Here is a 16557-nt window from a genome sequence, read left to right as displayed (position 1 = left end):
CGCAGCCGCAAGGCCGCGCCCCTTTTTTATTGCGTCGCCTCAGGCGTCAGAGCGAGGCGCGGGTCTGCGTCGTGGAGATCAGGCGGTCGTACTGCCGCTCGGTCATGCAACGCGGGGCGGCCCAGCGCTGACCGGCCTGGCGGGCTTCAACCGCTTCCTGGGCGGTGACGAAGATCGGGGCGGCGCCGAACTCGCGCTGATAGGCGCGCCGTGTCGCGGCGTCGGTGGCGCAGACCATGACGGACTGAAGCTTGGCCTGCTGGGCGGTCTGGGTGCGTGCAGACTGGGCCAGGCTGGGGGTGGCGACCGCGGCCAGAGCGGCGGCGATCAAGACAGGCGTTACGAAACGGGTCATCGGGCATCCTCCTGTGGCCTGAATTAAGATCAGGGCTCTGATGAAATATGCGCCGATTTTTTGAAATGTAAAGCTTTCACGACAGCTAGGTCGATATCGGACAATATTTCTCTCCAAGCCATGCCGCCGCCGGAGTGGCGGCGCCAAACACCGCCTGCTGCGTTGAGTCGAACTGTTAAAGCCGACGTCTGGGCCAAAATGCTGAAATCGAACGAACTCTGGTCGAACTTGCGTCGTCGGGGCGTGGCGCCGGCGGTCGTGCGTGCGCGGGAATTTCGCGAGTGGGTTCGGACGAACGATCCCGTCTATGCCGCCGTTCGCCGTCCCGGTTGGGCCGAGGCCTGGGCCGGCGGGATCGGCTTGGCGTTGATCGGGCTAGTGGTGCTGGCCCTGATCCTGTTCGACTGGAACATGCTTCGCGGGCCGATAGGACGGTGGGCCTCGGCCGAGTATGACCGCGAGATCGCGCTGCGCGGCGATCTCGACGTCTACCTGTTCAGCTGGACTCCGTCGGTGGTGGTGCGCGGGCTGAAAATCGGCGGGCCTGAGTGGGCGCGTGACCGCGATACGGCCGATATCGAGGGAATTCGCGCCTCTGTGCGGCTACGCAAACTGTTCGCCGGCCAGATTGAAATGCCGTTGCTCAGCTTCACCCGGCCCAAGATGGTGCTGATTGCGGCGGAGGACGGCCGCAAAAGCTGGGAGTTGAACCCCGACAAGCCGGACACGGGCGAGGGCATGAAGCTGCCGGTCATCCAGCAACTGGTCATCACCGACGGCCGGCTGACCTTCGACGAACGTCGCCGGGACCTGAAGCTGGAAGCTGTCGTCGATGCGCGCGAGGGGCAGGACGGGGCGGCGGGTTTTGTCCTCGAGGGCGAGGGCACGGTGAACAGTTCGCCGTTGAGGCTGCGGATCCAGGGCGGACCCTTCATCAATATTCGCCGCGACCGGCCCTATCAGTTCGAGGCGAGCGTCAGCGGCGCGGGCTCCAGCCTCGAGGCGAAGGGGGCGGTGACGCGGCCGTTCGACCTGGGCCGGTTCGACGCGACCCTGACCCTGCAGGGGCGGGATCTGTCCGACCTGTATCTGCTGACCGGCGTGACCCTGCCCAACACCCCGCCCTATCGCCTGGCCGGCGCGTTGAAGCGGGACGAGAACATCTGGACCTTCAATGATTTCAACGGCCGGGTCGGGGCCTCGGATCTGGCCGGGGACGTGCGGGTGGATGCGGCCGAGCGGCTGCGGGTCGATGCACGCCTGACGTCTCGTCGCCTGGATATCGACGACCTGGCCGCCGTCCTGGGCGCGCGGACACAGACGAATGCGGCCGGCACCAATACCGAGGCCCCGGTCGTCGTCGGCGGGAAACTGCTTCCGGACGCGCCTCTGCAGACCGAGCGCCTGCGGACCATGGATGGCAGCCTGACCTATCGCGCCGCCACGGTGAAGGCGAATGATCTGCACGTACGGGCGGTGAATCTGGGCGCCGACTTGAAGGATGGGATCCTCAATCTCGATCCGGTCAGCTTCAACTTCAATCGTGGCGAGTTGAACGGGACGGCGCGGATCAACGCCACACGGGACACGCCCTATAGCGTGGCCGATTTCCGCCTGGCCGGGTATCCGCTGGAATCGATCATCCCGGCGCGCGACGGCTCCGCCCCGTTGACGGGACGGGCTCTGGGGCGGGCTAAGCTGGAAGGGCCTGGGGCGTCGATCCATGATTTCGCGGCGGCGTCGAAAGGCTCGCTCAGCCTGGTCGTGCCCAATGGCCAGATGCGGTCCGCCTTCGCCGAACTGCTGGGCATCAACGCCAGCGCCGGTTTGCTGAAGCTGCTGCGTGGCGATCAATCGACGGCTCAGATCCGCTGCGCCGTGGCCGATTTCGACGTCCGGTCCGGCACGGCGACGGCCAAGACCCTGGTCATCGATACCGACGTCGTCCTGGCCCAGGGGACGGGTTCGATCGATCTCGGCGCCGAGACGCTGGATCTGCGCATCGACGGCGAGTCCAAGAAGCCGCGCCTGCTGCGGGTCTGGGCGCCGATCACAGTTCGCGGCGCGCTGACGGCGCCCAGCGTGGGCGTCGATGTCGGCGCGGTGGTCCGTCAGGGCGGGCTGGCAGGGTTGTTGAGCACGGTGGCGGCGCCGATCACCGCATTGTTCGCCTTCGTCGATCCTGGCCTGGCCGAGGACGCTGACTGCGGCGGATTGATCGCCGGCGCGCGATAATCTTCAAGGGAGCCGAACGGGGCGCGAAGACGTATTGGAAGCCATGGATCGTATCGCATGACACGCCGGGGTCTGTTGGCGCCCGCCCTGGGCCTTATCGCCGGCGCCTGTTCGCCTTTGAGTCTGCTCAACAGCCTTGGGCCTCGAGACGCCGGTGCGCGCCGTGTGGCGCGCGACCTCGCCTATGGCGACGACCCCCGGCAGCGGATGGATCTCTATGCCCCCAGCGCGCGGGGACCCTATCCGACCCTGGTCTTCTTCTATGGCGGAGGCTGGGATTCGGGGTCGCGCGACCTGTACGGCTGGGCGGCGCAGGCCCTGGCGGCTCAAGGCTTCGTCGTAGCTCTCCCCGATTATAGGCTGGCGCCCCAGGCCGTTTTTCCCGCCTTCATCGAAGACGCCGCCGCCGCTACGGCCAGGACAGCAGACGTCGCCGCCGCCCATGGTGGAGACCCCGACAAACTGGGTGTTCTGGGCCATTCGGCGGGCGCGCACCTGGCCATGATGATCGCGCTAGACCGCCGCTATATGGAGGCCGTGAGGCGTCCGGGCCTGATCAAGGCAGCGGCGGGTCTGGCCGGGCCCTACGATTTTCTGCCGCTTGATGCGGGGGCGGCGCGGAACGCCTTCGGCCGCGCGCCGGACCCCACCCTGACCCAGCCGGTCACCTTCGTCCGGCCGGACGCCCCGCCGATCTGGCTGGGCCACGGAACGGAGGATGTCGTGGTCCATGCCGAGGACACGACCATCCTTGACCAACGGATGAGGGCGGCAGGCGGTCGGTCGGAGGCGAAACTCTATCCGGGGCTGGACCATGCAGACCTAGTGGCTACCTTCTCCCCGCTGTTCCGCAAAAAGGCGACCGTGCTGGCTGATGTGACAGGCTTCTTCCACAGGGCGCTAAGTCAATGACCGGTCTTTTGCGGGTGAAGCGCATTTTCGTTAGCGGTGCACCTTTCCAACAATGCGACTTAATGCCAATATGGCTGCGGGTCGGATTTAAGTATTCGTACCGATCTTTTACGGCCCGTTCCGAACCTGATCTGGCTCCGGTGCGCGCATGCGCGCCGAACCTGCTGGCTCCGGGACGGGCCGTCTCCATATGAAGACCGCCTTAGAGCGCGAATTTCCATAAATTTCAGAAGGTGGTGCGGGCGGCCGGGGTCGAACCGGCACTCCTCTCGGAACTGGATTTTGAGTCCAGCGCGTCTACCAATTCCACCACGCCCGCAGCGGAAGGACCGCCTCTTGCCACAGACGGGCAAGGCGGGTCCAGAGGCTCTTTACCTCATGATGAAGTTTACACGGAAGGCGATCAGGCCCGGAACGTTCGGCGGAACATCATAGGCGATGGTCGCGTCGTCGGCGGCACGCAGGACCGCATCGCCAAAGCGGCCGTCGCCGGGGTGTTGCGCCTCGACCTTGCAATCGCTTAGCTGGCCCGTCGGATGAGCCACGCAACTGACTGTGGCGAAACCTTCGGCGTAACGGGTATTGGGAAATCGCGGGTTGATCCGTCGCCCCCATCTTGCGCCGAACGGCAGGCCATTCTCGGCGATCGCCGAGAGGTTGAAGTCGCGCGCATCGTCAACGGGACGGCTGCAGGCGGTCAGGGTCTGGTCTATCGCGCCTCCTGACGGAGGCAGCATCAAGTCGTAGCGAAGAGCCCGTCCGGGGGCCGCGCCGTCTGGAATTCGGACCTGGAGCCGTCCTCCCTTGCGCAACTGGCGTGCGAACGGCGCCGGAAAGTCTGCTATTGCGGCCGTGGGGTCGGTCGTGACGTTCCAGCGCCACTCTGTCTCGGTATCGTCTCTGAACCTCAGGAGCAGCGCGCGCGTCTTTTGGTCTGCCTCGAAGGCGGGGAGGCCGGCCAGGAGTGCGGAATAGTCGCCGTCCATGCACCTTGTGGCGATCGTCAGTCCGTTTGTCGTGGTCACGTAGGCGATTGTCGCCTTTTTCGACTCATCCTTCACGAGATCCCAGTCGGGCTCGCCGGATGCGTCCTGCGCAGCGGATGCGCCGGCCCACAGGCTCGCCGCGCAAAACACAAGGGGAAGCACAGTCGATTTCACGCGGTCACCTCCATGTGCGGGTTCGGCCCGCCAACCACAGCGTGTTTGGTGCGTGCGGACGCATCGGTCAATCCAGTGTGGTCAGGCCTCGCGTAAAAGTGGTTCGACCGTCTGTTCGATGGCGCCGAAGATCGAGTGATGGTGGTCGTCCAGCATTTCGATCCGGACCGTGTCGCCATGGGCCAGGAAAGGCGTTTCAGCCTGACCGCGCAGGATCGTCTCGACCGTGCGGACCTCGGCGATGCAGGAATAGCCCAGCCCGCCCTCGGACACCGGCTTGCCGGGGCCGCCGTCGGCGTCGCGGTTGGAGACCGTGCCTGAACCGATGATCGTCCCGGCCGACAGGGACCGGGTCTTGGCCAGGTGGGCGATCAGGGTTCCGAAGTCGAAGGTCATATCCACGCCGGCGTCAGCCTTGCCGAAGTCGGCGCCGTTCAGTTGGACGGTCAGTTCGCCGTGCAGCTTGCCGTCCTTCCAGCGGTCGCCCAGAGCCTCGGGCGTGACCAGGACGGGGGACAGGGCGCTGGCGGGTTTGGATTGGACGAAGCCGAACCCCTTGGCCAGTTCGGCGGGGATCAGGTTGCGCAGAGAGACGTCGTTGACCAGGCCGACCAGGCGGACGGCGGCCAGGGCCTCGTCCCGCGTTGCGCCCTGGGGCACATCGCCGACGACCACGACGATCTCGGCCTCGAGGTCGCAGCCCCAGGCGGGGTCGGCCAGGGGGATGGGATCGCGGGGCGCCAGGAAGCTGTCGGAACCGCCCTGGTACATCAGGGGATCGGTCCAGAAGCTGGCGGGCATCTCGGCGCCGCGGGCGCGGCGCACCAGCTCGACGTGGTTCACATAGGCCGAGCCGTCGGCCCACTGGTAGGCGCGGGGCAGGGGGGAGGCGGCGTCGCGTTCGTGGAAGCGGCCGCGCGGCACGGCCTCATGCTCCAGGCTTTCGGCCAGGGCCAGAAGCCGGGGACCGCAGCGGTCCCAGTCGTCCAGGGCGGCCTGAAGGGTGGGGGCGATCAGGAAGGCGTCGGTGAACCAGTGCAGGTCCTGCGAGACGACCACGAGGCGGCCGTCGCGGCCGTGCTTGAGCGAGGCGAGTTTCATGCCCAAGGCCTAGACCGATTTCGCGGCGGGGGGAACAGACCGGTGGTCAGCCTCTGGACCAGACGGGGGATCGGTCGGTCTCCGCCTCGCTCCTGGGTTTCGGCGGGGCGGTGCACAGGGCGCGGCGGGCGTTTTCAAGCTCTCTGATCCGATCGACCTCGACCGACCAGTGATCGTAGAGCGCCTGGAGGGCTTCGCGCAAAGCGCGTGCACGCTGGTCCTCAGGCATTTTCTTGGGTTTCTCAGGCTTGTCGGGCTTGGCCTCCGCATGAGCTTCGGCGGGCTTGGCGTGAGGCTTGGCCGGTTCCTTCGAACAGGTGCAGGCTTCACCCTTGGAGGGGCGGCCGCAGAGGCAGACGAAGCCGTTGGCCACCACCGTCTGGCTGACGATCACGGCGGGCATGACGGAATGGCCGCCGCCGCCGCAGCCCCGGTCACGCGCGGCGCCGACGCCGCAACTACAGCCCCGATCCTGTCCACCATGCCCACCGCAGCCGCACGCGGCCTCAGGCTTGGGTTCGGCCGGTTTGTCGGCCTTCTTGGGTTCTTCCTTCGGCGCGTCGCCGATCAGGGCCTTCTTCAAATCCTTCAACGGTCCGCCGACGCCGGCGCAGATGACCAGCAGGGGACCCAGCAGGCGCTGGAATTCTTCCTCCACTTCCTGGGCGCGGGCGGGCAGGGCGTTGCTGCTGGCCTTCATCGCGTTCTCCAGCACAAGGAGCAGGCGCTTGTAGATATGGGGAACCGCGTCGCCGTCGCGGCCGAACCCGCCTTCGCGCCGATAGCTGTATTCGCGTGCGCCCCAGCCCCCTGCGGCGAACAGCAACAGGCCGATCACGAACAGGAGCAGAAGAATGAGGGGATCCACGCCCAGGAACAGGGTTGGGTCCGCCACGTCGAAGGGCGCGGGCTCGGCCGGGACGAAATCCGACGGGTAGTTGATCGAAATCGCCATGCGCACGCCCCTGTCCCCAGACGCTCACATCATGCCGCAGCCGCGAAGCTGGGCCAAGTGAAAGGTTAACGATGTTCCGTGAGCAGGGCCTTGGCCTCGGCGCCGGCGCGGGCGGCGGGGTCGCGCACCTCGACCTCGACGACCACCCCGCCTGCGGGTTCAACCGCCCACAGATAGCGGCGCTCGACCTCGACCTCGCGGCCGGACGGGGCGAATCCGACATAGGAGTCGCCCCAGGGGGTGATCTTCTTCAACTCGACGAAGGGCATGGCGCAGGCGGCGTCCAGCTCTTCTTCGGCCATCACGGTCAGTTCGTCGTCTGTCGGGGTCATGGGGTCAGCCTCACAGGAGGGAACGGCTTTTTGCTTTCGTCATCCTCCGGGCCGCGCAGCGGCGCAGATCGGGGGACCCAGCGGCGCCGGAGGCGAAATCCATCCGCCGCAAGAACGCTAAGGGGCGAGTCCGCGACAGGTTCGCGCTCGCGCGCGCCGCTGGGTCCCCCGATCTGCGCCGCTGCGCGGCTTGTCGGAGGATGACGAAAGAGGAGGTCAGTCTTCGTCGGCATAGATAGCGACGTGGGGCGGCGTATTCGAGGACACCGCCCCCCGATACATGCCCGAGGTGTTCATGGCGAAGGCCGGGGCTCCGGTCAGGCCCATGACGATGACGCCGCCGTCGCCGCCGATGGAGCCGACGTCGGCGATCTCGGCTTCGGCCGCCGTCTGGACGGTCGCGCCGTCAGCGGTGCGGCGGCAGATGTCGCGGGCCACGGTGGAGCGGATGAAATACTCGCCCGAGCCGGTGGCGGAGACCGCGCAGCCGTCGGCGTTGGAGGCGTAGGTGCCGGCGCCGATGATCGGCACGTCGCCGACCCGGCCCCAGCGTTTGGCGGTCATGCCGCCGGTCGAGGTGGCGGCGGCGAGACGGCCCTGGCTGTCCAGGGCGACGGCGCCGACGGTGCCGAACTTCTTCTCGTTCAGCGGCGGGGCGACGGCCGCTTGGGCTCCAGGCGCGGGGGCTCCGGCGGGAGGGGCGGGCAGGGGCAGGCCGGCCTCGGTCAGGGCCTTGATCAGGCCCTGCCAGCGGCGTTCGGTGAAGAAGAAGGCCGGATCGACCTGTTCCAGACCGGCCTGGGCGGCGAAGGCGTCGGCGCCGGGACCGATCAGCATGACGTGCGGCGACTGCTCCATCACCGCGCGGGCGGCGGCGACCGGATGGCGGGTGGTGGTCAGGCCGGCGACGGCGCCGGCGGTCAGGTCCGCGCCGTTCATGACGGCGGCGTCCAGTTCGTTGCGGCCGGCGGCGGTGAAGACGGCGCCGCGCCCGGCGTTGAACAGGGGATCGTCCTCCATGACCTGGACGGCGGCCTGGACCGCGTCGAGGGCTGAGCCGTCGTGCGCCAGCACCGCCGATCCGGCGTCCAGCGCGCGTTGCAGGGCGGCGCGATAGGCGGCGTCCTGTTCCGGCGTCAGACTGGCGCGCTCGATCACGCCGGCGCCGCCGTGGATGGCCAGGGACCAGCGCGGGGCGTCGGTCGGGGTTTGGGCGGTTGCGGGGGCGGCGGCGAGGGCCGCAAGGGCGGCCAAGACGGCGCGCGTCTGCATGAATGCACGATTCCACTCTAATTTTTTTGAGTCTATTTTAGTGGATTCTTCGGCGGCGCTGAGCCGGGGCGACGCGTTGTGATGCGTCCGTGGTACAGTCCGTGTCGTTCGCGTCATGGCCGGCTCCCGCTTTGGGCCGCCATTCTAACCGCGCGGAGGAGCGTGTCAGGTCGATTGCAGAGAGAATCTGAAAAGCTGTGCGTTTTCAGATGCTGGGCGGAAGAGACTGTGCGAGCTGACGCCTCTTCTTCGTCATCCTCGGGCTTGACCCGAGGATCAGGCGTTGGGCGGACTGTGCGTCGCTTCAGGCGCAATGCGGCAGAACGTCCGGTCCTCGGGTCAAGCCCGAGGATGACGGGAGTGGGGAGTGGGGCGGCGGCGCCATCCCCTTTCCGTGCGGCGGACAGGTGGCCCCGGGACAAGCCCGTGGGGCTCACCCCCGATGGTGCAGGCGCTTCCAGACATAGTAGACGACGATGGGGGCGAAGCCGATGAAGAGGGCGGCGATCAGGGAGACCCAGAACCCGCCGCCCAGCCACATCCCGACGGAGCCGGCGCCCAGCCCGGCCAGAGGCGGCCCCAGGTAGGGCAGCCAGGTCGGCGGCCGCATCCGCATTCAGGCGTCGACCTTGATGACGCCGCGACGGATCTGGTCCAGTTCGATGGAGTCGAACAGGGCCTGGAAGTTGCCGTTGCCGAAGCCCTCGTTGCCCTTGCGCTGGATGATCTCGAAGAAGATCGGGCCGAAGGTGTCCTGGGTGAAGATCTGCAGCAGCAGGCCGTCCTCGTCCGAGCCGTCGATCAGGATGCGGTTCTTGCGCATCCGCTCCACGTCCTCGCCATGGTTGGGCAGGCGTTTGTCGATCAGTTCGAAATAGGTCTCGATCGTGTCCTGGAAGTCGACGCCGCGCGCGCGCATGGCCTCGACCGTCTCGAAGATGTTCTCGGTGGTCAGGGCGATGTGCTGGATGCCTTCGCCGTTGTAGCGGCGCAGGAATTCCTCGATCTGGGAGTTGTCGTCCTGGCTTTCGTTCAAGGGGATGCGGATGGCGCGGTCGGGCGCGATCATGGCTTGCGAGAACAGGCCGGTCGCCTTGCCCTTGATGTCGAAATACTTCTGCTCTTCGAAGTTGAAGACCGAGCCGTAGAAGCCCGACCAGGTGCGCATCTGGCCGCGGCGGACATTGTGGGTCAGGTGGTCCAGGATCTCGAGACCCATCGAGTTCTTGCGCTCGGCCTCTTCCCAGCCCTCGATCTCGTCCCAGGCGTCGTACAGCGAGCCGGCGTCGCCATACTGGTCGATGACGTACAGCAGCGAACCGCCGATGCCCTGGAGGATATAGGGATAGTCGCCCAGCGCCCCGCCGTTCGCATCGGTCGCCGCCACGGCGCCGCGTTGGAGCGCGCCTTCATAGGCGGCCTTGGCGTCTGTGGTGCGGAAGGCCATGCCGTTGGCCGAGGGGCCGTGGTCGGCGGCGAAGGCCTGGGCCTGACCGTTCGGCGTGCGGTGGACCAGGAAGGAGATGTCGCCCTGTTTCAGGCGCACCACGTCGGTCTTCGGGTTCACGTGGGTTTGGGTGAAGCCCATCAGTTCAAGGCGCGAAATCATCGCCTTGGGTTCCGGGCCGGTGAATTCGACGAATTCAAATCCGTCGACGCCGAGGGGGTTTTCCAGGTTGATCTGTTCCGCAGTCGTCTGATTAGAAGTGGGGGTCATGTCGTTCATGGCGCGTCTCCCGCATAACTTTTGTGGCGGGCTTAACCGAAAGGGGCCGCCGATTGGCGCGGAACCTAGTCGCGGATGACGACAGAGCCAAGGCGGACCACGGGGTCGTGATGGAAGTCAGCCCGGCAGCAGCCGCGTCGCCCATTCGGCTCCCAGCAGCAGGCCGGTCGCCACCACGCCCAGGATCGTCAGCCAGCCCGTCGTCACCGCCGCGCCCGCGATCACGAACAGGCCGTCGCGTTGGATCAGGCCGACGGACAGCAGGGCCAGGGCGACGGAGGGGATGGTGTTGGTCATCGGCAGGACGATGGTCAGGGTGGCGAGGATCATGAAGACCGCCGCCAGCTTCTCGCCTGGTCCGTCGGCGAAGCGACGCAGGCGGGGGCGCGACAGCCGGTCGATCCAGCCCAGTTTGGATTCGGCGAAATCGGCCATGGCCTTCAGCCAGGAGGCCTTGGCGCGCAGGTTCAGCAGCCAGCGCGGCAGCCAGGGTTCCTCGCGGCCGACAAGCATCTGGGCCGCCAGCAGGATGATGGCGACGCCGACCACCTGGGGCACGCCGTAAAGGCCGGGCACCAGGCAGGGAATGGACAGTAGCAGGATCAGCAGGCCGTAGGCCCGTTCGTCCAGACGGTCGCGGATCTCGTCCAGGGTCAGGCCCGCGTCGCCCCCTTCGTCGGACAGACGCCGAAGCAGGCGAGTGATGTCGTGGGTGACGTCGTCCTGATGGAGATCTTGGGCGGACATGGCGCTTTGCACTTGAGGGAGGGAAGGGGCTAGGCTTAGCACGTCCGGTCCGGCGGCGAAGCCGAAACCGTCCATCGACGGCGACGCTGGAGCGAGGTAAACATCGGATCGATGAGAAAACTCTATCGCCTGCTGACCCGTTGGTGGACCGCTTTCGCCTTGGCCGCGTCGCTGGTCATGCTGGGCGCGGCCCATGCGTTTGAACGGTTCGCGGGCCTGGCGCCCTGCAACCTGTGTCTGAAGCAGCGCGAGGTCTATTGGGGCGCGGTGGCCGTGGCGGTCGTGGCGACGGCCTGGACCATTCTGAGCGGCAGCCGACGCGGCACGCCGCGGATCGCCTCTTTCCTTTTGGCGGCCGTTTTCGCCACCGGGGCCGTGACCGCGATCTTCCACATGGGCGGCGAATACAAGTGGTGGAGCCTGCCGGCGACCTGCGTAGGCGGGGGCGATGTCGATCTAGAGAGCCTGACCGCCCTGGCGCTGGGCACGGGCCCGGCCCAGCGGGTGGCCATGTGCGATTCCGTGGCCTGGAGCTGGTTGGGCCTGTCGATGGCCGGTTGGAACGGCCTGATCTCCCTGGCGTTGGCGATATTCAGCCTGCTGGCGGCCAAGCGCCCCAAGGACGCCCGCGCCCCCCGGTTCGAAAAGGCCTGACGCCATGACCGACGCCGCATCCCATATTCCCCTGCCACGGCCCGGAATGGGCGCCAGAAAGGCGCGGATGGACGAGATCCTGCGGGTCGATCACGCCGGCGAATATGCGGCCGTGCTGATCTATCGCGCCCAGAAGACTGTGTTCGAAGGGCGCAAGGCGCACGGCGACATGGCGCGCGACCTGGGCGAGATGCAGGATCAGGAGGCAGTGCACCTGGCCCGGTTCGAGCGGCTGCTGAACGAGCGCCGGGTGCGGCCCACGGCGATGACGCCGCTGTGGCGGATCGCGGCCTCGGCCCTGGGCGCCGGCACGGCCTTGATGGGTGAAAAGGCGGCGCACGCCTGCACCGAGGCGGTCGAGAGCGTGATCGAGAAACATTATGCCGACCAGATCGCCGAGATCGGCGACCGCGACCCGGCCCTGGCCGCCGAGCTGAAACAGTTCCGAGACGAGGAACTGGCCCACCACGACCACGCCATCGACCACGGCAGCCGCGAGGCCCCGGCCTATCGGCTGCTGAGCGGGGTGATCAAGGCCGGGTGCCGGGTGGCGATCAAGGTCAGCGAGAAGATCTAGACCGTCTCCTCCCCATCGCTTCGCCACGGGGAGGAGACGAGAGCCTTAGAAAATCTCGAACAGCCCTGCCGCGCCCATTCCGCCGCCAATGCACATGGTGACGACGCCGTATTTGGCGCCGCGCCGCTTGCCCTCGATCAGGACGTGGCCGGTCATCCGGGCGCCGGACATGCCGTAGGGGTGGCCGATGGAGATGGCGCCGCCGGAGACGTTCAGCAGCTCGTCCGGGATGCCTAGGGTGTCGCGGCAGTATAGGACCTGGACGGCGAAGGCCTCGTTCAGCTCCCAGATGCCGATGTCATCGATCGTCAGGCCGTGGCGTTTCAGCAGTTTGGGCACGGCGTAGACCGGTCCGATGCCCATTTCGTCCGGCTCTACGCCCGCCACCGCCATGCCGCGATAGGCGCCGAGCGGCTGGAGATTGCGCTTCACCGCCTCGCCGGCCTCCATGATCACACAGGCCGAGGCGCCGTCCGACAGCTGGGACGCATTGCCAGCGGTGATATATTCGCCCTGCTGAATCTCCTCGCCGCTGCCGAAGACCGGCTTCAACGCCTTCAAGCCCTCAAGCGTCGTGTCGGGCCGGTTGCCCTCGTCCTTCGACAGGGTCACTTCCTTCGAGGCGGTCTCGCCGGTCGCCTTGTCCGTGACCAGCATGGTGGTGGTCATGGGCACGATCTCGGCGTCCAATCGGCCTTCCGCCTGGGCCGCCGCCGTGCGCTGCTGGGACTGAAGCGCGTACTCGTCCTGGCGGTCGCGGCTGATGTTGTAGCGGCGGGCCACGACCTCGGCCGTCTCCAGCATCGACATATACATATGAGGCGCCAGCTTCAGCAGGGCCTCGTCCTTGCCCCGGTACAGGTTCATGTGCTGGTTCTGGACCAGGGAGATGCTCTCCAGACCGCCGCCGACCGCCATCTTCTGCTGATCGAACATGACCTGTTTGGCCGCCGTGGCGATGCCCATCAGGCCCGAGGCGCACTGGCGGTCCAGGCTCATGCCCGGAACCGTCGAGGGCAGGCCGGCGGCCAGGGCGATCTGGCGGGCGACGTTGGTGCCGGTCGAGCCCTGCTGCAGGGCGGCGCCCATGATCACGTCCTCGATCTCAGCCGGATCCACGCCGGCGCGCTGGACCGCGTGTTTCACCGCATGGGCGCCCAGCTGCTGGGCCTGGGTGTCGTTGAAGGCCCCGCGATAGGCCCGGCCGATCGGGGTGCGGGCGGTGGAGACGATGACGGCTTCACGCATGGGATTCTCTTTCCTGGGGCTATCGCCTTTAGGGCTGCTTGAGCCCCGTTTCCGGCTGACTGGTTGGGCCACTTAAGGCGTGGCTGAAGACGTTTCCTCGATCTCGAAGTTAGGGGCCTCACGTTGGGGCAACGCAAGGGCGTGTGTCGCAAGGAATGGTCGAGCTTATGGATCCGCGTTCGCTCATTGTGTTGAAATGGCGCCACAGTCGCCACATTCGTCGAAGTCGGGCGGAACTAGGGTCAGGTGATGTCGTTTGGCTCGGGAACGTCGGGCAGCAGCTCGGCTTCGGGCATTTTACAGATTGAGGAAGCTATGAAGCTCAAACTTCTCGCCTCCGTCGCCATCGCAGGGCTGTTCGCAGCCGGCGCGGCCTCGGCGGAACCCAACGGCTGGTACGGCGCGATCGACGCCGGCTACCACATCATCGACGACATCAATGCCGAGTCGACGACCACCGGCGCTAACTGGAACTATGAAGTGAACGACGGCTGGGCGGCCTTCGCCCGCCTCGGCTATCGCTTCAACCCCAGCTGGCGCGTTGAACTGGAAGGCGGTTACCGCTCGGGCGACATCGGCAAGATCCGCGCCGTGTCGGGCACCCAGGGCGTCTGCAACCTGACCCCGGCGACGGGCGGCTGCTTCTCCCCGGAAGGCGACATCGAGTCCGCCACCCTGATGGCCAACGTCCTCTACGACTTCGGCTACGAAGCCTGGGGCGTGCGTCCCTTCGTCGGCCTCGGCGCCGGCGTGAACCACATCAACGCTGAGACCGTCGGCAACCTGCGCGCCAACCGCGGCGCCAGCTTCGGCATCGACGACAGCTCGACCGAGTTCGCCGCTCAGGCGATCGCCGGCCTGGCTTGGGCGATCGGCGACCGCGCCAACATCGACCTGACCTACCGCTATCTGACGGGCGACGCCTCCTGGGCCTCGACCACCGTCGGCACCGGCGCGGGCGCTACGTCGTTCGGCGAATGGGACGGCGACTACGACCAGTCGCACACTGTGACCCTGGGCCTGCGCTACAGCTTCGGCGCAGAAGAGATGGCTCCTCCGCCGCCTCCGCCCCCGCCGCCCCCGCCCCCCCCGCCTCCTCCGCCCCCGCCGCCGCCTCCGCCGGTCGCTCAGAAGCCGGCCGCGCGTCAGTTCGTGGTCTACTTCGACTGGGATCGTTCGGACCTGACGGCTGAAGCCCGCTCGGTCGTGACCCAGGCCGCCAGCTACGCCAAGACCGGCGCTGCGACCCGCGTCGTCATCGTCGGCTACACCGACACCTCCGGCTCGGCCGCCTATAACCTCGGCCTGTCGAACCGTCGTTCGCGCACCGTCGCCGACGCCCTGGTCGCCCAAGGCGTCAACGGCGGCGTCATCGCCCTGGACGGCAAGGGCGAAACCGCCCTGGCCAAGCCCACGGCTGACGGCGTGCGTGAGCCGCTGAACCGTCGCGCCACCATCGACATCAACTTCTAAGCCTTTGAGCGCCGACCCGGCTCTCGTCGGGTCGGCCACTAAGGTCGAGGTTGTATGAAGTTGACGGCCAAAGCCGCCGTTTCCTTGCTGGAAGCGGCGGCTTTCGGGTTTTGGCCACCGCAAATCGCGGCCAAAAAACCAGTTTGACGGTCCGTCATTTCGGTTGAACGAACTTCAGCGACAAGCCACATAGAGCAAGATGATCGCCCTCTTCGCCAAACGTTTCGAGTGCGCCGGTCCGGCCTGCGCGTCTTGCCGAGGCGGCGCCATGCGATCGAGAGTCGTCTAGATGGTCGATCTTCGTCCCGTTCATCGGTCCGTGTCAGCGAGGCGCTCGCGCCGCTACCGGCTTCGCGCCGACGGTTCAGGCCTAGCCCAGGCCAGGATCAGAACCCTGCACAAGCCCCAACCAGCCGAAAAGATTGGCGGGCCGACCTATGTCCTCGCTCGACCCGCGGAGGCGGAGAGATCGCAATCCGCGCGTCTGGAGGGGCGGCGGTTTCTTATCGTTTCGGCGCCGTTCGGTCGCTTCAGTTTGGCTCTGGCGGCGGTGCTGGAGGCGCGGGGCGCCACGGTGCGGCGGATGATATTCAATGCAGGCGACGCCATGGAGTGGCGGCGAAGCGGCGGGGTGGTGTTCAAGGGCGGGGCCGATGTCTGGGCGTCGCGGCTTCAGGAAATGACGGCGGAATTCACCGACATTGTCCTGTTTGGCGAAGGCGGCCCCTATAATCGCGCCGTTCTGTCGGCCGGCGAGGGCCTGAAGGCCAAGGTCTGGGTGCTTGAGAACGGCTATTTCCGTCCGGACTGGATTACGGTGGAGCGGAACGGCGTGAACGCGTCCAGCGGCCTGCCACGCTTCAAACAGGCCTATGGCGCGCCAGCGCCGAAACTGCCCGAGCCCGTCCAGGTCGGCCGGATTCTGCCGTATCATGTGCTGAACATCAGCGCCTATCATCTGGTTCAGGGGTTGGGCGGGCTGCTTTTCCCGCGCTACGTCAACCACTATACGTTTTCGCCCCTGGCCCAGTGCCTGGGCCATATTCGGCGCTATCTGGGTCTGGCTTTCCAGTCGTCCGCCGCCAGCCACGTGGACGCCATCGCGCCACGGGGCGATTTCTTCATCGCCTGTCTTCAGCGCGAGGGCGACGCCCAATTGCTGCGCTATTCCCGTTACCCGGACAATACGGCCTTCCTGGCCAGATTGATGACCAGCTTCGCGGCCCATGCGCCCAAACAGGCCCGGCTCGTGGTCAAGAACCATCCGCTCGATCCCGGCGTGGTCGATCTGGCGGCGGTCACGCGACGGTTGGTCATAGAGCGGGGGCTGCAGGGTCGGGTCGATTTCATCGACGGCGGCAATCTGGCCCAGCTGTGCCGGGCCTCGCGCGGCATGGTGGTCAACAACTCCAGCGCCGCACTGTCGGCCCTGGGCTTCCATACCCCGGTAAAGGTGATGGGCGACGCCTTCTTCGACTTCGACGGCCTGACGGATCAGCAATCGCTGGACGATTTCTGGGCGGCGCCCCAAGCGCCAGATCCGGCCCTCTTCGCCCGTTTCCGGGCCCATGTGATCGCCCAGAGTCAGGTGAACGGCAATTTCCATGAGCCGCGGGCGATCAAGCGAACGGCGCATGGCGTCGCCGACATGTTTGAGCGGAATTTCTAACCGCTCCAACACGACGCAGCATGATTGTTGCGACGAGGCCACATGAGGGCCTTGTCATATCACTGTCGTATAACTGTCGTCGGACGTTGCATCGCCCGACGTAGATGGGGCCAGATTTCGACAGGCGACCCCGCCTGTCGC

At 66.7% G+C, this 16557-nt stretch carries 16 protein-coding genes and 1 tRNA gene; 6 read left to right on the top strand and 11 right to left on the bottom strand.

The genetic code is table 11. The annotated features are described in order from the left end of the window. Positions 1-46 precede the first annotated feature (46 nt). Positions 47-355: a hypothetical protein gene (locus ACW170_RS01740; RefSeq protein ID WP_492087989.1), complete on the bottom strand. Its 309-nt coding sequence runs from the start codon at positions 353-355 to the stop codon at positions 47-49. Between the two features lie 198 nt (positions 356-553). On the opposite strand from ACW170_RS01740, the gene ACW170_RS01735 reads away from it, so the two are divergent. Together ACW170_RS01735 and ACW170_RS01730 are read left to right on the top strand one after the other, a co-directional pair. Next, complete coding sequence (locus ACW170_RS01735; protein ID WP_492087988.1) at positions 554-2590, top strand: AsmA family protein; 2037 nt, start codon at positions 554-556, stop codon at positions 2588-2590. Positions 2591-2647: 57 nt separating this feature from the next. Next, entirely contained in the window at positions 2648-3502 is an 855-nt protein-coding gene (locus ACW170_RS01730) for an alpha/beta hydrolase (RefSeq protein WP_492087987.1), read from the top strand. A gap of 234 nt (positions 3503-3736) precedes the next feature. Here ACW170_RS01730 and ACW170_RS01725 read toward each other — a convergent pair. The 9 genes from ACW170_RS01725 to ACW170_RS01685 all read right to left on the bottom strand — a co-directional run bounded on the left by ACW170_RS01725 (position 3737) and on the right by ACW170_RS01685 (position 10795). Beyond that, positions 3737-3821, bottom strand: a tRNA-Leu gene (locus tag ACW170_RS01725). 52 nt (positions 3822-3873) lie between these two features. Next, positions 3874-4662, bottom strand: coding sequence for a hypothetical protein (locus ACW170_RS01720; protein ID WP_492087986.1), 789 nt, complete (start codon positions 4660-4662; stop codon positions 3874-3876). Between the two features lie 81 nt (positions 4663-4743). Beyond that, the gene (locus ACW170_RS01715) at positions 4744-5763 is read right to left on the bottom strand and encodes a fumarylacetoacetate hydrolase family protein (RefSeq protein ID WP_492087985.1); all 1020 of its coding nucleotides are present in this window, start codon (positions 5761-5763) and stop codon (positions 4744-4746) included. A 46-nt stretch (positions 5764-5809) separates the two neighbouring features. Then, positions 5810-6718: a hypothetical protein gene (locus tag ACW170_RS01710; protein WP_492087984.1), complete on the bottom strand. Its 909-nt coding sequence runs from the start codon at positions 6716-6718 to the stop codon at positions 5810-5812. Between the two features lie 65 nt (positions 6719-6783). Then, positions 6784-7050: a hypothetical protein gene (locus ACW170_RS01705; RefSeq protein WP_492087983.1), complete on the bottom strand. Its 267-nt coding sequence runs from the start codon at positions 7048-7050 to the stop codon at positions 6784-6786. Between the two features lie 216 nt (positions 7051-7266). Beyond that, positions 7267-8322, bottom strand: a complete 1056-nt coding sequence (locus tag ACW170_RS01700; RefSeq protein ID WP_492087982.1) for an isoaspartyl peptidase/L-asparaginase family protein — start codon at positions 8320-8322, stop codon at positions 7267-7269. A 433-nt stretch (positions 8323-8755) separates the two neighbouring features. Next, complete coding sequence (locus ACW170_RS01695; RefSeq protein WP_492087981.1) at positions 8756-8932, bottom strand: hypothetical protein; 177 nt, start codon at positions 8930-8932, stop codon at positions 8756-8758. A 6-nt stretch (positions 8933-8938) separates the two neighbouring features. Next, positions 8939-10048, bottom strand: a complete 1110-nt coding sequence (hppD, locus tag ACW170_RS01690) for a 4-hydroxyphenylpyruvate dioxygenase (RefSeq protein ID WP_492087980.1) — start codon at positions 10046-10048, stop codon at positions 8939-8941. 117 nt (positions 10049-10165) lie between these two features. Then, the gene (locus ACW170_RS01685) at positions 10166-10795 is read right to left on the bottom strand and encodes an exopolysaccharide biosynthesis protein (RefSeq protein ID WP_492087979.1); all 630 of its coding nucleotides are present in this window, start codon (positions 10793-10795) and stop codon (positions 10166-10168) included. 111 nt (positions 10796-10906) lie between these two features. On the opposite strand from ACW170_RS01685, the gene ACW170_RS01680 reads away from it, so the two are divergent. Together ACW170_RS01680 and ACW170_RS01675 are read left to right on the top strand one after the other, a co-directional pair. After that, a complete protein-coding gene (locus tag ACW170_RS01680; protein ID WP_492087978.1) occupies positions 10907-11449 on the top strand; it encodes a disulfide bond formation protein B in 543 nt (180 codons plus the stop codon). A gap of 4 nt (positions 11450-11453) precedes the next feature. Next, complete coding sequence (locus tag ACW170_RS01675) at positions 11454-12026, top strand: demethoxyubiquinone hydroxylase family protein (protein WP_492087977.1); 573 nt, start codon at positions 11454-11456, stop codon at positions 12024-12026. 45 nt (positions 12027-12071) lie between these two features. On the opposite strand, the gene ACW170_RS01670 is transcribed toward ACW170_RS01675, so the two are convergent. After that, a complete protein-coding gene (locus tag ACW170_RS01670; RefSeq protein WP_492087976.1) occupies positions 12072-13274 on the bottom strand; it encodes an acetyl-CoA C-acyltransferase in 1203 nt (400 codons plus the stop codon). A 315-nt stretch (positions 13275-13589) separates the two neighbouring features. Between ACW170_RS01670 and ACW170_RS01665 the strand changes: the two genes are divergently transcribed. Both ACW170_RS01665 and ACW170_RS01660 read left to right on the top strand, forming a co-directional pair. Then, positions 13590-14747: an OmpA family protein gene (locus tag ACW170_RS01665; RefSeq protein WP_492087975.1), complete on the top strand. Its 1158-nt coding sequence runs from the start codon at positions 13590-13592 to the stop codon at positions 14745-14747. Positions 14748-15282: 535 nt separating this feature from the next. Further along, a complete protein-coding gene (locus ACW170_RS01660) occupies positions 15283-16416 on the top strand; it encodes a capsular polysaccharide export protein, LipB/KpsS family (RefSeq protein ID WP_492087974.1) in 1134 nt (377 codons plus the stop codon). The last annotated feature ends 141 nt before the right edge of the window (positions 16417-16557 follow it).

Source organism: Brevundimonas sp. FV2ps16 (genome assembly GCF_058681075.1).
This window is presented reverse-complemented; position numbering and strand designations above follow the sequence as displayed.